Annotated in this window: 18 protein-coding genes and 1 other annotated feature; of the genes, 1 reads left to right on the top strand and 17 read right to left on the bottom strand. The window is 33.6% G+C overall.

Features of this window, described 5'->3' with window-relative positions; all coding sequences use genetic code 11:
- Nucleotides 1-313: 313 nt before the first annotated feature.
- From NKG37_RS17910 to NKG37_RS17875, 8 genes are all read right to left on the bottom strand, one after another.
- On the bottom strand, nucleotides 314-1,993 hold the full coding sequence (locus NKG37_RS17910; protein WP_254415038.1) for a glutamine--tRNA ligase/YqeY domain fusion protein: 1,680 nt from the start codon (nucleotides 1,991-1,993) through the stop codon (nucleotides 314-316).
- A gap of 72 nt (nucleotides 1,994-2,065) precedes the next feature.
- Nucleotides 2,066-2,318: a binding site (T-box leader), on the bottom strand.
- A 148-nt stretch (nucleotides 2,319-2,466) separates the two neighbouring features.
- Nucleotides 2,467-2,856: a VOC family protein gene (locus NKG37_RS17905; protein WP_212119943.1), complete on the bottom strand. Its 390-nt coding sequence runs from the start codon at nucleotides 2,854-2,856 to the stop codon at nucleotides 2,467-2,469.
- A 178-nt stretch (nucleotides 2,857-3,034) separates the two neighbouring features.
- Complete coding sequence (locus NKG37_RS17900) at nucleotides 3,035-3,358, bottom strand: HesB/IscA family protein (RefSeq protein ID WP_016205178.1); 324 nt, start codon at nucleotides 3,356-3,358, stop codon at nucleotides 3,035-3,037.
- A 199-nt stretch (nucleotides 3,359-3,557) separates the two neighbouring features.
- Nucleotides 3,558-4,022: a hypothetical protein gene (locus NKG37_RS17895; protein ID WP_254415037.1), complete on the bottom strand. Its 465-nt coding sequence runs from the start codon at nucleotides 4,020-4,022 to the stop codon at nucleotides 3,558-3,560.
- Nucleotides 4,023-4,465: 443 nt separating this feature from the next.
- A complete protein-coding gene (locus NKG37_RS17890) occupies nucleotides 4,466-4,768 on the bottom strand; it encodes a hypothetical protein (RefSeq protein ID WP_016205180.1) in 303 nt (100 codons plus the stop codon).
- A gap of 232 nt (nucleotides 4,769-5,000) precedes the next feature.
- On the bottom strand, nucleotides 5,001-6,167 hold the full coding sequence (locus NKG37_RS17885) for an MFS transporter (RefSeq protein ID WP_367976437.1): 1,167 nt from the start codon (nucleotides 6,165-6,167) through the stop codon (nucleotides 5,001-5,003).
- A 130-nt stretch (nucleotides 6,168-6,297) separates the two neighbouring features.
- Entirely contained in the window at nucleotides 6,298-7,413 is a 1,116-nt protein-coding gene (locus NKG37_RS17880) for an IS4 family transposase (protein WP_100525938.1), read from the bottom strand.
- Nucleotides 7,414-7,643: 230 nt separating this feature from the next.
- Entirely contained in the window at nucleotides 7,644-7,814 is a 171-nt protein-coding gene (locus NKG37_RS17875) for a hypothetical protein (protein WP_254415036.1), read from the bottom strand.
- A 174-nt stretch (nucleotides 7,815-7,988) separates the two neighbouring features.
- On the opposite strand from NKG37_RS17875, the gene NKG37_RS17870 reads away from it, so the two are divergent.
- Entirely contained in the window at nucleotides 7,989-8,897 is a 909-nt protein-coding gene (locus NKG37_RS17870; RefSeq protein WP_254415035.1) for a LysR family transcriptional regulator, read from the top strand.
- 319 nt (nucleotides 8,898-9,216) lie between these two features.
- Here NKG37_RS17870 and NKG37_RS17865 read toward each other — a convergent pair whose 3' ends face one another.
- The 9 genes from NKG37_RS17865 to NKG37_RS17825 all read right to left on the bottom strand — a co-directional run bounded on the left by NKG37_RS17865 (nucleotide 9,217) and on the right by NKG37_RS17825 (nucleotide 16,743).
- Nucleotides 9,217-9,654, bottom strand: coding sequence for a GNAT family N-acetyltransferase (locus NKG37_RS17865; protein ID WP_156827897.1), 438 nt, complete (start codon nucleotides 9,652-9,654; stop codon nucleotides 9,217-9,219).
- A gap of 105 nt (nucleotides 9,655-9,759) precedes the next feature.
- Complete coding sequence (locus tag NKG37_RS17860; RefSeq protein WP_254415034.1) at nucleotides 9,760-9,951, bottom strand: DUF6366 family protein; 192 nt, start codon at nucleotides 9,949-9,951, stop codon at nucleotides 9,760-9,762.
- Nucleotides 9,952-10,458: 507 nt separating this feature from the next.
- Complete coding sequence (locus tag NKG37_RS17855) at nucleotides 10,459-11,055, bottom strand: DUF2441 domain-containing protein (RefSeq protein WP_254416421.1); 597 nt, start codon at nucleotides 11,053-11,055, stop codon at nucleotides 10,459-10,461.
- Nucleotides 11,056-11,135: 80 nt separating this feature from the next.
- Nucleotides 11,136-11,429: an antibiotic biosynthesis monooxygenase family protein gene (locus NKG37_RS17850; RefSeq protein WP_016205300.1), complete on the bottom strand. Its 294-nt coding sequence runs from the start codon at nucleotides 11,427-11,429 to the stop codon at nucleotides 11,136-11,138.
- 100 nt (nucleotides 11,430-11,529) lie between these two features.
- Entirely contained in the window at nucleotides 11,530-11,697 is a 168-nt protein-coding gene (locus tag NKG37_RS17845; protein ID WP_254416420.1) for a DUF2268 domain-containing putative Zn-dependent protease, read from the bottom strand.
- A 287-nt stretch (nucleotides 11,698-11,984) separates the two neighbouring features.
- Nucleotides 11,985-13,115, bottom strand: coding sequence for a DNA polymerase III subunit beta (gene dnaN / locus NKG37_RS17840; RefSeq protein WP_254415033.1), 1,131 nt, complete (start codon nucleotides 13,113-13,115; stop codon nucleotides 11,985-11,987).
- A gap of 319 nt (nucleotides 13,116-13,434) precedes the next feature.
- Nucleotides 13,435-14,550 carry an IS4 family transposase gene (locus NKG37_RS17835; protein WP_254415032.1) on the bottom strand — a complete coding sequence of 372 codons (1,116 nt, stop codon included), beginning with the start codon at nucleotides 14,548-14,550 and terminating at the stop codon, nucleotides 13,435-13,437.
- Between the two features lie 134 nt (nucleotides 14,551-14,684).
- Nucleotides 14,685-15,113 (bottom strand): YfmQ family protein, encoded by a 429-nt coding sequence (locus NKG37_RS17830; protein ID WP_254415031.1) that lies wholly within the window; start codon nucleotides 15,111-15,113, stop codon nucleotides 14,685-14,687.
- Between the two features lie 187 nt (nucleotides 15,114-15,300).
- On the bottom strand, nucleotides 15,301-16,743 hold the full coding sequence (locus NKG37_RS17825; RefSeq protein ID WP_254416419.1) for a MocR-like pyridoxine biosynthesis transcription factor PdxR: 1,443 nt from the start codon (nucleotides 16,741-16,743) through the stop codon (nucleotides 15,301-15,303).
- Nucleotides 16,744-16,851: the final 108 nt, after the last annotated feature.

Below are 16,851 nucleotides of genomic sequence, written 5' to 3'. Positions count from 1 at the left end.
TTCTTTTTGCTGAAAAGTTATCCTATCAAAAAAACCAACACTTCTTGTATAATCTCTTACTTTACCTATTAAGAAATGCGATACGTTTTTTTCTTCGTATGAAAAACAGCGTCAGGAGCAATGCAACCAAGCAAAAGGCTGTTTTGTATTCAATCGATAAGCCTTTGCAATTTTATTACTAATAATCGAGTGTATTATCCTTGAACCCATTATCTATTCCCTCCTATTGCTTCATTAAAAATTAGAATCCCTAGTCTATATCATTGCTAGTTATGAAAAATCGAGTGCAAAACTTTTGCACTCGATTTCCACTTTATTTTTGTTTTCCCTTCCAAGAATCCTTCAATGACACAATTCTATTAAAAATCAACTTATTTTCTGTTGAGTGTTTATCCACGCAAAAATATCCGTGTCGCAAAAATTGAAACTTATCTTCGATTTTTGCCTCCTTAATCCAAGATTCTATTCGGCAATTTTTCATTCTAACTTTAGAATTAGGATTCATTTTTTCCTCCCACGTTTTTTCCGTATCTTTCACAATCGTTTCGTCTTCGAATAATTTATCGAAAAGATTTACTTCCACTATTTCACTATTTAGAGCAGACACCCAATGGATTGTCCCTTTTACTTTTCTCTCGGAAAAACCTGTTCCACTTTTAGTCTTTGGATCATAAGTACATCTAAGCTCGATAATTTCTCCAGTGTCTTCCTCTTTAATCACTTCATTACACTGTATAAAATAGGCTCCTTTTAGTCGAACTTCTGCATGTAAAGCTAACCTTTTAAACCCTTTTATTGGTACTTCCATAAAGTCATCTTTTTCGATATAAATCTCTTTTGAGAATATGACATCTCTATTTCCTAATTTCGGATTTTCTGGGTTATTTTCCATTGTTAGAAGCTCTGTCTTATCCTCAGGATAATTGGTGATTGTCACCTTTAATGGATTCAAGACTGCCATCACAGTAGGTACTTTTGCTTTCAATTCGCTTCTAAGTGTACTTTCCAGCATTGCTATGTCGGCTGTACTTTGATGCCTTACAAATCCAAGTTCTTGAATAAAGGTACGAATACTTTCTGAAGTAAATCCTCTTCTTCTAAGTCCACGGATTGTTGGTAATCTTGGATCATCCCAGCCATCTACCAACTTCCCTAACACTAATTCTCTTAAATACCGTTTACTCGTAACTACGCCAGTTATATTCACTCTTCCAAATTCCCTTTGTTTTGGGGCATCCTTTATTTCTAGCTCTGTCAATACCCACTCATATAAAGGTCTGTGGTCTTTAAATTCGATGGAGCATAAGGAATGGGTAACACCTTCGATCATATCTTGGAGTGGATGAGCAAAATCGTACATCGGGTAGATACACCACTCATTACCCGTTCTATAATGACTGGCGTGAATAATCCTGTAAAGAATTGGGTCTCTTAAATTCATATTTGGTGATCCCATATCGATTTTTGCTCGTAAAACATGCGAACCTGTTGGAAATTCACCACTTTTCATCCTCAAAAACAAATTGAGATTCTCCTCTATTGATCTGTTTCGATAAGGGCTATTTTTTCCAGATTCTGTGAGCGTTCCTCGATATTCCTTTATTTTCTCAGGGGACAATTCACACACATATGCCTTCCCTTTCTTTATTAAATTTATCGCTGCATTAAATATTTCATTGGAATAGTCGGATCCATAAAAAATACGATCCTGAGGAGAATATCCCAACCACTTAATATCTTCCATAATTGAATCCACATATTCGCTTTCTTCTTTTAAAGGATTGGTATCATCAAAACGCAGGTTAAAATTCCCGTTGAATTTTTGAGCAATCATGAAGTTCATATGGATTGCATAGGCACTCCCGATATGCAGATAACCATTTGGCTCGGGAGGAAACCTTGTGCAAATAGTTCGATTAAATGCTCCATTTTGTAAATCCTCTGCCACTATTTTTTCCAAATTATTATCTAATTCTACTTTCTCTTCCTTCATTTTAATCCCTCCATTTTTTGAAAAAAATCATTTATATCCAATAAAAAAAATCCCACCCCCAAGACAATTAGTCTTGAGGACGAGATTTTATATCCGTGGTGCCACCTCAGTTTATTAATATGTCACCATATTAAACTCTTCAGGTACGGTAGTTACATACTTATACCCTAGCTCTATAACAGGAGCTCCTGTCACACTATCCCTCTAATAAGTTCCAATGTGAAAGCTCAGAGTCTTGGTTCAATAAATAATTCTTACTCCTTTTCAGCACCTGGAGCTCTCTTTAAAGAATTCGTTTATTTACTCTTCTCTTCATCGCCATTACTGTGTTTTCGATTAAATTATCCATAATGATAGCAAGGTCTTTCCTTTTTGTAAAGATAGTATACTCATTAAAGTTAAAAATAAACGAAAAACCCCAAAAATACAAAGAGAAGAAATTGCTATGAAAAAAATTTATCTTTTATTATTCTTTATAAATCTTTTTGATCCACATTTAGTTCAATCAAATTACCATCAGGATCCGCACAGAAAATTTGTGCAAATCCACTAACTCCATAAGGTTTTTCCAAGATATTGACATTGTTTTGTTTTAACCAATTCAGCGTATCATAATAGTTCTCGACTCTAAGTGCAAAATGCCCTTCTCGACTGTTTAACGTTTTATCTTTTCGAATGGTCTGTGAGGTAGGATAGACAATTAAGTGAAGTTGTTGATTCTGTATTTCATACCAAGCACCAGGAAAATCAAAATCGGGACGCGGTAATTCTTTTAAGCAGAGAATATTCTCATAAAAATGTTTGGCTTTTTCTAAATCTGTAACAGTAAGACTTACATGATGGAGAGATTCATATTTAATCAAACTATTCACTTCCTTGCATATATTTTTTCTGTAAAGAGTAGTATATTGATAAAAATACTAAAACACTATGTCAGTAAATATTTCGACACCTACTTATACAATCCTTCTTCCTAATACCCTTATACTATTTATTTGACTAAAAAAATCAGACCCTATATCGAGTGCCTGATTTCTCCTTTTATCCTTTATTTGCTTTTTGTTTTACTTCCAAATGAAAGGAATAAATTTCGCTTGGTCCAATAAGACGAAATCCTTTTCCTTGTACATAATCAAATTTTAAATCTTCATTTATATGCTTGATTGTCAGTGGATCTAAATAAATGGTTAATCCATTATCTTCGAATGGTTTATCCCCTTCTTTTGGAAAATCGACCGCTAAATCAAAATTATAGACATAGCTACAGCCCCCACTAAATATTGTACCTAAGCGATAAACTGCTCCTTCAGGAACGACATAGCTGCGGAATTTTTGAACGGCAGCATCTGTAATTGTTACGTTCATTTTTCCATCTCCTACCTGTTTTAATCTCCTATACCATTTTACTATATAGATATGGTAAACCTATTTTCAGCATAATGGATTTCGATGATTGTTGCAAAATTTCTGCTCTTAAATCTATTCAACTACTACTTTCATAATTTCTACCTAAAAGAAGGAACAAATAGCTAACTGCTCACGATTTACACCTTTTGATCAATTGTCAATTATTTGTGTAATGTGCTTTAACAGTAGGAAGAAGAGTAATAGATTGAATGGCGATTCCTAGGAAGATGTAGAAGACATGAATAAAAGCTACTCCTTGAATAATATACAATTGAATTATAATCCAAATAATTAAGATAAAACCAATGTACAACGAAATATTCCACGACCAATGAGTTTCTTTATAAAGACTTAACTTTTCGGCAATTTTTAATGATTTTTCAGAGATAAGATAAATGGCAGTAATTATTGGCAGAATGCCTAATCCAACAAATAATATAAGTCCAGGGATAAAAAAATTATTAAAAGGGCTATTTTCCAGCATCTCCAAAGGCATTGACAAAATTAATCCGTTAGGAGAAAACATCAACAGACTTCCACCAAAAATAGCACCTATTCCAAGAAAAACATGTAAAAATATTAATAGATAGCAAGCAAAAGACTTTCGCGTTTTTGCAATCATTAGAATCGTCTCCACAACAGAATAAGTTATAGGATTAATTATACAGGATTGTAAAAATTTCAATATTGTGACTTATGACGAAAGTGTGAACATTTTATATATTTAATTTTATAATTCGTTCAATAATGGCTTTATTTGAAACTCTCTACAAATAATGAAAATTTTCGTTCTTGAAAGCAAATCTATCTCATGCGAAAACATGTTATCATTTGTTATTAAAATTTCATCATATCTTCAATTAACAATACCACTTATTTTTAAATACTCATAATTTTACCATCATTACCCCAATTTCCATTCCTAAAAAACCCTCTCTTGATTTTGATTTACTCTAATTACGAACAAATATCATTAAAAGTTCCGGTTTTCCAAAATATACTTAAACTTATTCAATGACATAAGCAATAAGTAAACCGCCTTTTACAGTATCACTTATGAACTTTTTAGTTTGAATAAAACCAAGGAATTGCTGGTGGATTACCTGCTTCTCCTAATAGATATAGAAATACAAAATAAAAGCAGATGAGTAAACCAAAAATTAATACAAAATTTGAAAGACCAGTAGTTTCTTTTTTTATTAGTCCCATTACTCCACAAATAAGACTTATTAAACCTATAAACAATTCACATAAAGCTACAGGGTAAACTGAGTAGTGATTCATTACATATACACGAACTGGATTAAAGATGGTTATTGTTAGTACAAATATTAATTGAAAAATCAGACCTATTTTAGTAAATTTCATTTCTTTCTTCTCCTTCATTGATTGTAATTTCTCAACTTAAAATATTTAAAGGTTTATTATAATATATAGTTTTTCTATGTATATAGAATTTCTATGTATGATAATAAACTATTTTAAAACAAAAGTAAATAACTTGAAAAGGCGCTACTTCTAATATAAAGTAACGCCTTCAAAAGTTTTCCCATCTTGCTAATCTATTAATATTTTAAGTGAATTGTAAATATTAATATTTTTATCTAGCTAATTGATCCGCATTCGTTCGGTACATCGAAATTCTTATCATAATAAACATGGCACTCAGTACCAACGATATTCCTCCTACTAACACAACGTATTGTGTACCTAAACCAGCTATGAACATTCCACCTAAAGCAGTTCCAATCGTTGTCCCGACGTTACATGATGAAATAAATAATCCGTTCGCAAAATCTGGAGATTCGGGTGCTGCTGACATAATCCAATATTGATTGATGTTTCCACCTACTCCAGCTAAAATTCCCCAAATTAAAGTGATGACGGCCATTGATATCGAGAAATGTCCAAATAGAAATATAAGAAGATAGATTGCTCCTAAGGCAATTGGAAAACTTATAATCGTTTTTTGAGCATTTTTAGTAAGTAGCTTACCTGCAACGATATTTCCAATTATGTTAGCACCACCGAAAACCATTAAGGTTATAGTAATAACGTTAGAAGACATATTTGTTACAGTCTTTAAATACTCAGCAAGATAACTATAAACCCCGAATACAGCGGAATTGAGGAAAATAACAGCAACAATGGACTGCCACGTAATCAATTTTTTTAAAACGGATATTTGTGTGCCATAAGAAAGCTTTTCTTTTACAGGCATGGAAGGTACATATATCCATGTAGCAAGAAAAGCTATGGCATTTACAAGAGAAAAGAATGCAAGTGCCATTTGTAAGGAAACTGCGCTAGCAATAAAACTTGCGATTGGCACCCCAACAACCATTCCTGCCGATACTCCTACAAATACTTTCGAAACAGCTTTCGGTGCTTCTTCTTTACTAACGGAATCCGCAGCTACAGAGAAAGCCAACGAACAGTAAATGGGGTGAAAAAAAGCTGGTATGATACGAGCAATTAATGCTACCGTAAAATTTGTTGTAAATATAGAAACAATACTCCCTAAAACAAAAACACCAAGTACGAGCAACATAACCTTTTTACGATCAATACTTGAAAACAGTATTGGCATAGTCGGACCAGACACTGCGATAACAAGTGCGAAAAGACTAACCAACCATCCTGCTTTTGATATACTAACATCGAAATGTTCAGCAAGAGATGGCAATATTCCTATAACACCCATTTCTGTATTAATGATTCCGAAAACACCAAAAGTTAATATAAATATCACTAGTGTTGCATAAATGTTGTTAGAATATTCAGTTTAAATATGTCCCCTGTTAAGAGCCAAAAAAGTAAATACCCAACTAAAGGTGGATCCATCCATTTGGAAATTTTTTTACAATTAGACTTAAGAGACGACGACAATTTGTTTATTAAGGAATGGTTTTTCCTTCAATCTTTCGAAGCCAAATATGTGCTGGTTTCCACAAAGCTGCCCGTAAATATCGGCTAATTTGTAGGGTTTTTCGTTTACTTTTTGTCTCGATTTGTGCGAGAACATGCAGGCAAAAAACAATAAGTGCGATAAACACTTGATTCTGAATTGCCCATTCGCTTTGGCCGTAAAACTTTTTGATATGGAGATGTTGTTTAATCCATTTGAAAAATAACTCAATCGCCCAGCGTGATTTATACATCTTTGAGATTTCTTCAGCACTTAAATCAAAACGATTTGTGATTAAATGAAGCTCATTTCCTTTTGAATCAATCACTTTTAGAAGACGAAAGTAATTTTCGGCACGGTTTTGCGTCGTACCAATCAACACCATTTGATCCGACAAAACAGATGTATTCTCGGGTAGTTTAAAATCGTAAACCTCCCGTATGACTGCGTTTTTTCGCAGCCTAGAAAGGAAAAAGTAGCCGTCATCTGTCATCCGATCAAAGCGTTCGTAGTCTAAGTAACCACGGTCAAACACATACATACATTCCTTGTCATCAACCATTACTTCAAGCTGACCGCGGTCATGTTCTTTGGCCGTTGTCATAATGGCCTTTTCGGGATAGGATATACCTTTTTCCATAAACACAAGGCGTAAGTGCAATTTAACACCCGCTTTTGTTTTGCGGAATTTTGCCCATTTATGATTAGTCAAATTGAGAGGCAATGTGCTTGAATCAATGATTTTTAATGGCATCACAAGTTTCGTGTTGTGCGTTTTGGCATGAATTTGTGAAACTAAATCAAGGAAAAGCTTTTGGAATAAGTCTGGATTCATGCCATTTAAACGGCGTGAGAGTTGGGAAATACTGATAGAATCAAGATCAATGCCCTTTTGCAGTTGATCATCGAAAAGACAATCGCTCAGCGCATGCAGACTTTCGACTTCTTCTAGCTGCGCAAAAAGTAATAATTTTAGAAATGACTCTGTCGTTAGTTTTTTCGTATAGAAATCTAATTTCAACGTTTTCACGTTTTCTTCAAATAATTGAAGATTTATTGGTGAAAACCATTGTCCAAATGAAGTTTTTCGTGTAATCTTGTCCATGCGATAGTCCTTTTTAGTGGATTTGGACGGGTTACCACCTAACTTATCCATTATAAAGGACTTTTTCTTTGCATAAAATGATAAAATTGAACATTTCAAGTATTTTTAATAGTTAAATTAAATTAACGCAACACTAGTGTATAAATATGAGTAATTTATTTTGTTTAACCAATAGAACACCTCCTCTATAATAACCACTGTTAGTAAAAACTAGCATAAATCAAGCAAATTTATTGGTCGAAATTAGTCCGTTGGGTGGATAGTAGCGGCACTGTTTCAGGTGTGCTAATTGTATATGCCACTGCTGCTGCAATATCGTTAGATCGCAGGCCAACTGTTTGTTGAAGATTTTCTAACCATTTACTTCGTTCAGGATTATTAATCATTTTATAATCCCTCATAATTCCCACCACTTTATCCTAAATCGTAGGCATATTACTTTCATCCTTTCTCTCCTTTTGTTAATTATTTTAGAGATATTTTTAACATATAACCAATGCTTATATCTCATATCCTGTAATGCTTGAAAGGCATAACAAGGATATATATACTAAATAGTAAAGGACGGTGTAAAAATGGAATTAAGAGTATTGCGTTATTTTCTTCATGTCGCAAGAGAAGGAAGTATTACGAGGGCTGCTGATCTTCTACATGTTACCCAGCCAACCTTGTCCAGACAAATAAAGGATCTCGAACTCGAATTAGGGAAAAAACTTTTTATAAGAAGTAGTCATAATATTATACTTACAGAAGAAGGTAGGCTTTTGCGTAAAAGAGTGGAAGAAATTGTCCATATGGTGGAGAAACTTGAGGCAGAATTTACTTCCATGGAAGAAACAATTAGTGGAGATGTCTATATAGGTAGTGGAGAAACAGATGCTATGAGGCAGATTGCGGAAGTAGTTAAAGATATACAGTTACAGTATTCGAATATACGTTATCATCTTTATAGCGGTAACGAAGAAGATGTATCTGACCGCCTTGATCGAGGACTTCTCGACTTTGGCCTTTTAATCGAGCCAGCTGATTTATCAAAATACAATTATATTAATATCCCTACCAAAGATGTATGGGGAGTTATTTTAAGAAAAGACAGTCCTCTTACTGTTAAAAGGACTATCCAAGCAGCTGATTTATTCAATGTCCCTTTAATCTGTTCCAGACAAGCAATCAAACAAACCTATTCAAAAAATGTATTTGCTGATTGGTTTGGGGAGGATTTTGATAAGTTAAATGTTGTAACAACATATAATCTGGCTTATAATGCCGCTATTATGGTGGATGAAGGCATTGGTTATGCCATTACCCTTGATAAAATAGTGAATACATCTAATGAGAGTAACCTCTGTTTTCGACCGTTAGAGCCGCAACTAGAATCTGGTTTAAACATTGTTTGGAAGAAACAGCAGGTTTTTTCTGCCGCGGCTGAGGTATTTTTAAGAGGTATTCAAACTAGATTTTTAAATCCTATATTAGAAAAGTAATAAGAGCTATCTTTTTTACAGGGTAGCTCCTGTATTAGCAAGTTAATCCCTAGTCATCAAACAACTTAAAAATTTCTAGCCAACAAGATCCCTACTTGTTCCGCCACGACTTGTATAGATTCAGAGAATTCATTCGTGAATCACATTTCTGCCTACCATCTCTACTATAGCTATAGCTACACCAAAAGATTTAAAAATAACTACTTGATCAACAGACCAAGTAATGAGAGCAGGATTAAGTGAATTTTACCGGGGTGCTATTGAACAGCCATCTGATATTGGCGTCAATGAAATGATTATATTTGAATAACACATATAATTAAATTTCCTTTTCCATCAAAACATTTGTAATCTCATAACCTAATTTCTCATACAATCCTCTGGCCACTTTATTATGACCAAAAACGTGAAGGCCTATTTTTTTCAATCCTAGTTTCTGCCCGACACTTTCTATTTCCTTCATTGCTTCCTTAGCATAGCCCTTTCCTTGGTATTGTTCTAAAATATAAATATCGTAAATAAATCCTAGTTTTTCAGACTTTTGTGCAAGCCAAATAACTCCAACTGCCTCGTCATTCTTTCTAACAGTATATAAGAAATTCCGTTCAGTCTTCTCTCCATTTGGCAAAAGCCTTATATATTCCTCTTCCGCTTTCCTTATGGACTCTTCCTGCTTCCAATTTCCAGATAACACTTTTTCTTCCGCATATGTTTTAATCGCTGAAGAAATATATGTTTGATATTCAGCGGAATTCATTAATACTAATTTAATCAATTGTTGTTTCTCCCCCTTAAACTGTAATCTGAAAAATAGCAATAAGTCCCTTTAGTACACCAAACTCCATCTTAAAACATACACTCGTTATTGAAAGAAAACACCATATAAAATAAATCCTACTATTATTACAAGAATAAGTATTCCAGTCCCTTTCCATCCTAACCCGCCTACTAAATCAGCAAGATTAATCCCATGAATACTACTGGATGGATGTTTCATTTCTTCTTGTCTCATTTTTTCTCTTCTTATTTCAGGTGTATCTTTCTCTTTGTGCATTTTGTAATCCCTCTTAATATTAATTAACGAGCTTTTATTAAAACAGGTTGCTAATTATCAACTAAATAGATATATTTCATTATTTTAGAAGAATTCCAACACACTTCTCCCTTTCGTTTCATTTCCCTCTTTCCAAAAATAGCGGATACTATTGGATTTGCTTTAGTCTTTACTATTTTTCCGCCTAGAAATTACGATTCTATATAAATCATAAACAGTGAATACAACCACTATGCTCCAAAAAATTAAACTGTTTCCGATTGTGTTATCATTAAACAAGACAAAAATTACGATGATCCAAATACCAATCAGTGAAACTATGCTGTTTACCGTTTCAGATTTAAACATTGATTGTCACTCCTTTTTGTTGAATTATCCTGCATCGTAGGGTGCATACATAAAGCTGTTTTTACTAATTTCTTTATATTATAATTAATACGTTTGTCGAACAAATAGGTTTCACCAAAGCTCTTCTATCAAATTTTCACGTTCCACTGTCACCGAAATTTATCCTTTTGTATAATCATCAATAATCTCTGTAACTTCCATTTTCCCATTTATCAAAAGTTCAGGAAGCTCATTTTTTTCATTCCCCTTCCAATATTCCCGAGCTTGTTCTATTTTTCTATGGAAAGGAACAGCCTCTAGTGTTGGTAATAGCTCCCCATCTCCCTCAAAATAATCCCCAATAACGCGAAGCTTAACAATCTGTAATACTTTACGATTATAGGAAGCAAATATTGCTTTCCATTTTAAAACCTCTTCATAGCTTCTTGCAGCATATAAACAAGATAACCTAGAAGGATAGGTAGGAAATTCTTGCAGTCTCACCATTTCGGCTATTACTTCTCTAATCGCTCTCATTGTATGTCCTGCATACTGAACAAGTACATTGGCATCCTCTTTACCCAAGTTTAATCCTTCGTCTGTATAATGATCATTTAAAATTTGCATACAATCTTCGTTTTGTTGATTTACTAGCTCTTTTTCAAAAAAGAAGCGGTATAAAGTATTTTTTTGGTCCTTATCAAAGGTAATGACCTGTCCAAGCTCCATCTTTTTATTTGTGACAATATGATAGGCAATAAATTCTTTTTTCATGATTTTTTCTCCTATTAGAATGCCAAATTACTTTTCTTATTTTCTATGTTACCCTAACCAGTTGGGCTAAGTTTTAAAAATAACTAAAGCTTCACTCTTTCAAAATGTTCAACTATTGGGAAAGGATCGTAAAAATGATGTAGCTGCCTTTTCCATTCTTGATACTCATTCGATTGTCTAAAGCCAACTGTATGGTCTTCTAATCTTTCCCATTGAACAAGAAGTATATATTTCCCCTTTACTTCCATACATCGCTGTAGTTCATGAGAGATATACCCATTCATAGAAGAAATAATTTTGGATGCATTGCGAAATGCGTCTTCATATTTTGCTTCCATGCCTTCCTTAACTTGTAACATCACAGCTTCTAGAATCATTTAAAGCTACCGCCTTCTAATTTAATTATTGATTCATTCTTTTAACTCTCTTCAATCCAGTTTTATAGATTTGTATATTTGCTCTTCCAAGAGTGAGCAATTACTGATAATGCTCTATATAGTTTCCTTCTTCATATATCTCTTTTCCACTAAGTCCCGTCCATTCTTTAGGTGTTAGGTCTGGATGTAAATACAAATAAGATTTCAACATATTATATCCTTCACTGTAACCATAACTAGATGGAAATTGTTTGCCACCATTTAGAATTTGAGAGGTTCTACTATAATCTATTTTCCGTAAGTCTGGCTCTATTTGCTTCCATAAATCTTTGTTAAAATTGAAATATACAACGGTTCCATCAATATCAGGATAGATTAATTTTAGATATCATCTGACTCCTTGTCTTCTTTTATCGTCTCTGTATATTCACAAGAGATTAATAGAAGGAAAACTAGTAGAATAACAAATAAACCAAGTTTTCGCATAAAATTCTCCTCGCCTTTTCCATACCTACGGAAATCACAAAAGGGTTTCAGAAAATTCATAATACAACATCAATATGCCCGCACTGGAGAAATAAGATGAAGATACATATTATTTCCAACAGGTTCCATTAAGACCGGTCTCATTGAACCACCAAAACTTATTCTTATTTCTTCTTCCTTTATTACTTTTAAAGCATCCATCAGAAAGCTTCCGTCTAAAGAGATAGTTAAATCTATCTCTCCATTAATCTCCTTTATATTTTGCATTTCCTCTATTTTCCCTATCTCAGATAAGTTTGAAGTAATTTTTATTTTCGCAGCCTCTTTTATTTCCAAATATACGTTGTTATTCTTCCATTCACTTGCAAAAAGACAAGCACGATCTACTCCTTTTAATAGCTGTTTTGTGTTAACTGTTATAATTGTCCTTGCATTTTTAGGGAATAATCCTGAGACGTTTGGATAGTTTCCTTCTATTAATCGGGAATAAAGCGAAGTTGTATTGGATTTAAATACTATATAGTTGTCTGTAACAAATATATGAATAAATTCAGTTTTATTATGTATTAACTTACTCAGCTCATTAAGGCTTTTACTTGGAACGATGAATGAACCACTTACATTTGAATCAATGGTAAGTTCTCTTAATGCTAGGCGATGAGAATTTGTGGCAACACATGTAAGTTTGTTTTCTTTAAAAGACATATTAACTCCAGTTAAAACTGGTCGTGCTTCACTTTTTGATACGGCAAAAACTGTCTGTTGAATGATTTCTGTCAATTCTTCGCTTTGTATTTTAATGTGCCTCGTTTCATCCATTTGTGGAAGCCTCGGATAATCTGCTGAGTGAAAACCGTTAAGCGTAGTAGTAATCTCCTCCGATTTCAAGGTAGCTATTTGCTTTTCGTTCACTGTTATATGGATTTTATCCGATAACTTTTTAACCAATTCACTCAAATATTTGGCCGATAATACGACACTGCCAATTTCCTTAACTTCTAACACATTGACTCCATCAATCTCCAAAGGAATTACTTTTTCGATAATAATTTCTGAGTTACTTCCGATAAGAATTACACAGTCCTTATTAGTAGTAATTTTAATACCTGTTAGAATAGGAAAAGGTGTTTTCTGAGATACTACTTTATTCACATCTGCTATTGCTCTATTAAAGCATTCACTATCAATGATAAATTCCATTTCATGCAACACTCCAAAATAATTGATAGTTAAATATTCGACATATATTTCCAAATCTCCTGTTAATTCCGTGCAGTTAAATTATGCTTTTCCTTATAAATAAAAAAACTACCAAACTGGTAGCAAAAATGGTAAGTTATTTTATTTTTTAAATTTATTGTTTATTTAATATCACTAGTGTTGCATAAATATTGTCGCAATTTTCAGTCTGATTATCCTCCTTGTTTAGAGCCAAAAAGGTAAATACCTATTCAAAGGTGGCTCCATCCATTTGGGTTTTTTTTACAATTAGACTTGTGCGACAACAACAATTTGCTTATTAAGGGATGGCTTTCCCTTCAATCTTTCGAAGCCAGATATGGGCTGGTTTCCACAATGCAGCCCTTAAATAACGGCTAATTTGTAAGGTTTTTCGCTTACTTCTTGTTTCAAGTTGTACGAGAACATGTAGGCAAAAAACAATCAGTGCGATAAACACTTGGTTTTGAATCGCCCATTCACTTTGACCGTAGAACTTTTTGATGCTGAGATGCTGTTTGATCCATTTAAAGAACAACTCAATTGCCCACCGTGATTTGTACATCTCTGAAATTTCTTCGGCACTCAAATCAAAACGATTGGTAATTAAATGCAGTTCATTTCCTTTTGAATCCATCACTTTTAGAAGACGAAAGTAATTTTCAGCACGGTTTTGAGTCGTACCAATCAACACCATTTGATCTGACAAAACAGCTGAATTCTCGGGTAGTTTAAAATTATAAACTTCCCGTATGACTGCGTTTTTCCGTAGCCTTGAAAGAAAAAAGTAACCATCATCTGTCATTCGGTCAAAGCGCTCGTAATCTAGGTAGCCACGGTCAAACACATACATGCATTCTTTATCATCAACCATGATTTCAAGCTGACCACGATCATGTTCTTTTGCCGTTGTTAAAACAGCCTTTTCAGGATAGGAACTCCCTTTTTCCATAAACACAAGTCTCAAATGCAACTTGACACCCGCTTTTGTTTTGCGGAACTTTGCCCATTTATGATTGGTCAAATTAAGTGGCAATGTGCTTGAATCAATGATTTTTAACGGCATAATAAGCTTTGTATAATGTGTTTTTGCATGAATTTGTGCGACTAAATCAAGGAAAAGCCTTTGAAATAAATCTGGATTTATACCGTTTAATCGGCGTGAGAGCTGAGAAATACTGATTGAATCAAGATCAATGCCTTTTTGTAGTTGGTCGTCGAAAAGACAATCGCTTAGCTCATGCAAACTTTCGACTTCTTGTAGCTGTGCAAAAAGGAGTAATTTTAGAAATGAGTCTGTTTTTAGTTTTTTCGTATAGTAATCTAATTTCAACGTTTTCACGGTTTCTTCAAAAAGTTGAAGATTTATTGGTGAAAACCATTGTCCAAATGAAGTTTTTCGTGTAATATTGTCCATGAGTTGGTCCTTTTTTAGTGGATTTGGACGGGTTACCACCTGACTTATCCATTATAAAGGACTTTTTCTTTGCACAAAATAATAAAATGGAACATTTTGAGTATTTTTAATAATGAAAATAAATTAATGCAACACTAGTGATTTAATATATCTAAATGAAGAGGATATATGCTATAAGCTACTATTTTATTTTTATACCTTTTCACAATATCTACATGATCTTGATAACTATTTAAAAATAATTTTATGTTCTTATTTCCTTTTTTTGTGTGAATAATAAGGGAATACTCAGCATTTTTTGAGTTCAGGTATGTTTCTTCACTTCCAGGATATAAGCTATATTTTTCTCTGACGATCGCTTCGTTAAATATTTTTATTATAGCGTCTTTATTCGCCCCATCTACCTTCATATCATTGTAGATTATTTCCGTATCCAAGTTATTAAGCCTCAAATGCAGCCTATATTTATCCAAAAGCCAATCTACCACTCCAGTTGGTAAGCACGTCATTAAAATTTTTATTATACAAAATAGGACTAATGCTATGATAGAAATCCAAGTCATTAAAATTCACTCCATTATTTATTCTATTGATGTTTTCTACAATATTAATAGTACTAAATTTTTTATAAATATAGACCGTCCAATTTATATATAAATTGACCATCCATTTCTAATTATTATACTAAAAAAAAGATGCAAGTTTTTATACACTACCTGCATCTTTTCGGTATTATTAAGAAGCTACTTTTTATTCATATTCTCGACTGATTTGCAAGGCTTCGGCAAATCTTCTTATCCCCTCATCAATATTACTTTCCTTTTCTTTAGCATATGTAAACCGAACAAAATTATGGTTCGAACCCATTGTAGATCCAGGTGCATAAATAACCCCTTTTTTCAATGACTCCTCCAATAAACGATTTTCGTTAACTTCTTTCTTTATTTTGCACCATAAATGAATCCCGCCATTCGGAATGAAAAATTCCACTTCATCTTTTAAATAGGTATCTAAGCTCGCGATGATTTGATTTCTTCTACTTTCCAGATGCTTTACTAAATTATTTAGATGGGATGCAAAATAAGGCGATTCTAAGAAGTCGTTCGCTACCCATTGGGAGTAACTGGAATGTCCAAAATCAATTTGTTGCTTTGCATCGGATAATCTTTCGATAACTGGTTTTGGTCCAATAATCCATCCAATTCGAAGGCCTGAAGCGACAATTTTTGAGAGGGAGCTAATGTATAAAACATTGCCATTTTGATCCAATGATTTCAACGGCAATACCGGTTTTCCGGTAAAAGACGTTAAACTATATGGATCATCCTCTACAACTGGTATACCATATTTTGAAGAAATTTCTAAAATTTCCGCTCTTCTTTTTTGACTAAGAGAAACGCCAGTTGGATTCTGAAAAGCTGGGTTGAGAAATATCATTCTAATTCGGTGTTTTTTATGTAAGGAGATTATATCACCTGGTTTTATTCCGTTTTCATCTGCTGTCAAAAAATAAGGTTTAACTCCTGCCGATTCAAATAATGGGAGACTATAATGATAAGAAGGATCCTCAATCGCTACAGCATCACCAGGTTTCAACAAACATTGAATGACCAAATGCAAAGCTTGTTGGGCTCCAGACGTAATTAATATAGAAGTCGGGTTTGTATGCAAACCTCGATATCGTTGCATATGATTTGTAATGGTAATTCTTAACGCCTCATTACCTAAAGGATGATCATATCCTAATGAGCCAATATAGCTTCGGTCAGAAATAATTTCCCGTAAAGATTTTAAGGGAAAGAGATCTTCTGAGAGCTCCCCACTAGCTAAATTGATCAACTTATGTTCAACCATCTCTTTTCGTATCCGCTGCATAACAGGTACATTAGGCAGAAAGGATCCAGCTTCAATATAGCGATTCCAACTGGGCACACGCTTTTTGGTTATTCCCCATATATCCTTGCTTATCGTTGTTCCGCTACCCCGTTTTCGCTCAATTAGTCCATTTGACTCTAACTCATCATATGCTGCAACTACTGTGCTTCTATTTAAATCTAGCAATTTAGCAAGGTTCCTCTCTGAAGGCAGTGGCTTATCTAAAGGAAAGGCTCCATCTGCAATGCCATTTTCGATGTACTCTGCTAGTTGCTTATATATTGCTTTTTTTAATTTTCGATCAGGTTTCCACTCCATCGTTTCCACACTTCTTTACCTCATATTGTATAGGACAGCTATCTAAATTTTGTTGTTTTAAATTATAACTTAATTTCCTTTCTTTAAACATTTATTAGACTTCGCCAA

Source organism: Niallia sp. RD1 (genome assembly GCF_024219955.1).
Lineage (GTDB): Bacteria > Bacillota > Bacilli > Bacillales > Cytobacillaceae > Niallia > Niallia alba.
This window is presented reverse-complemented; position numbering and strand designations above follow the sequence as displayed.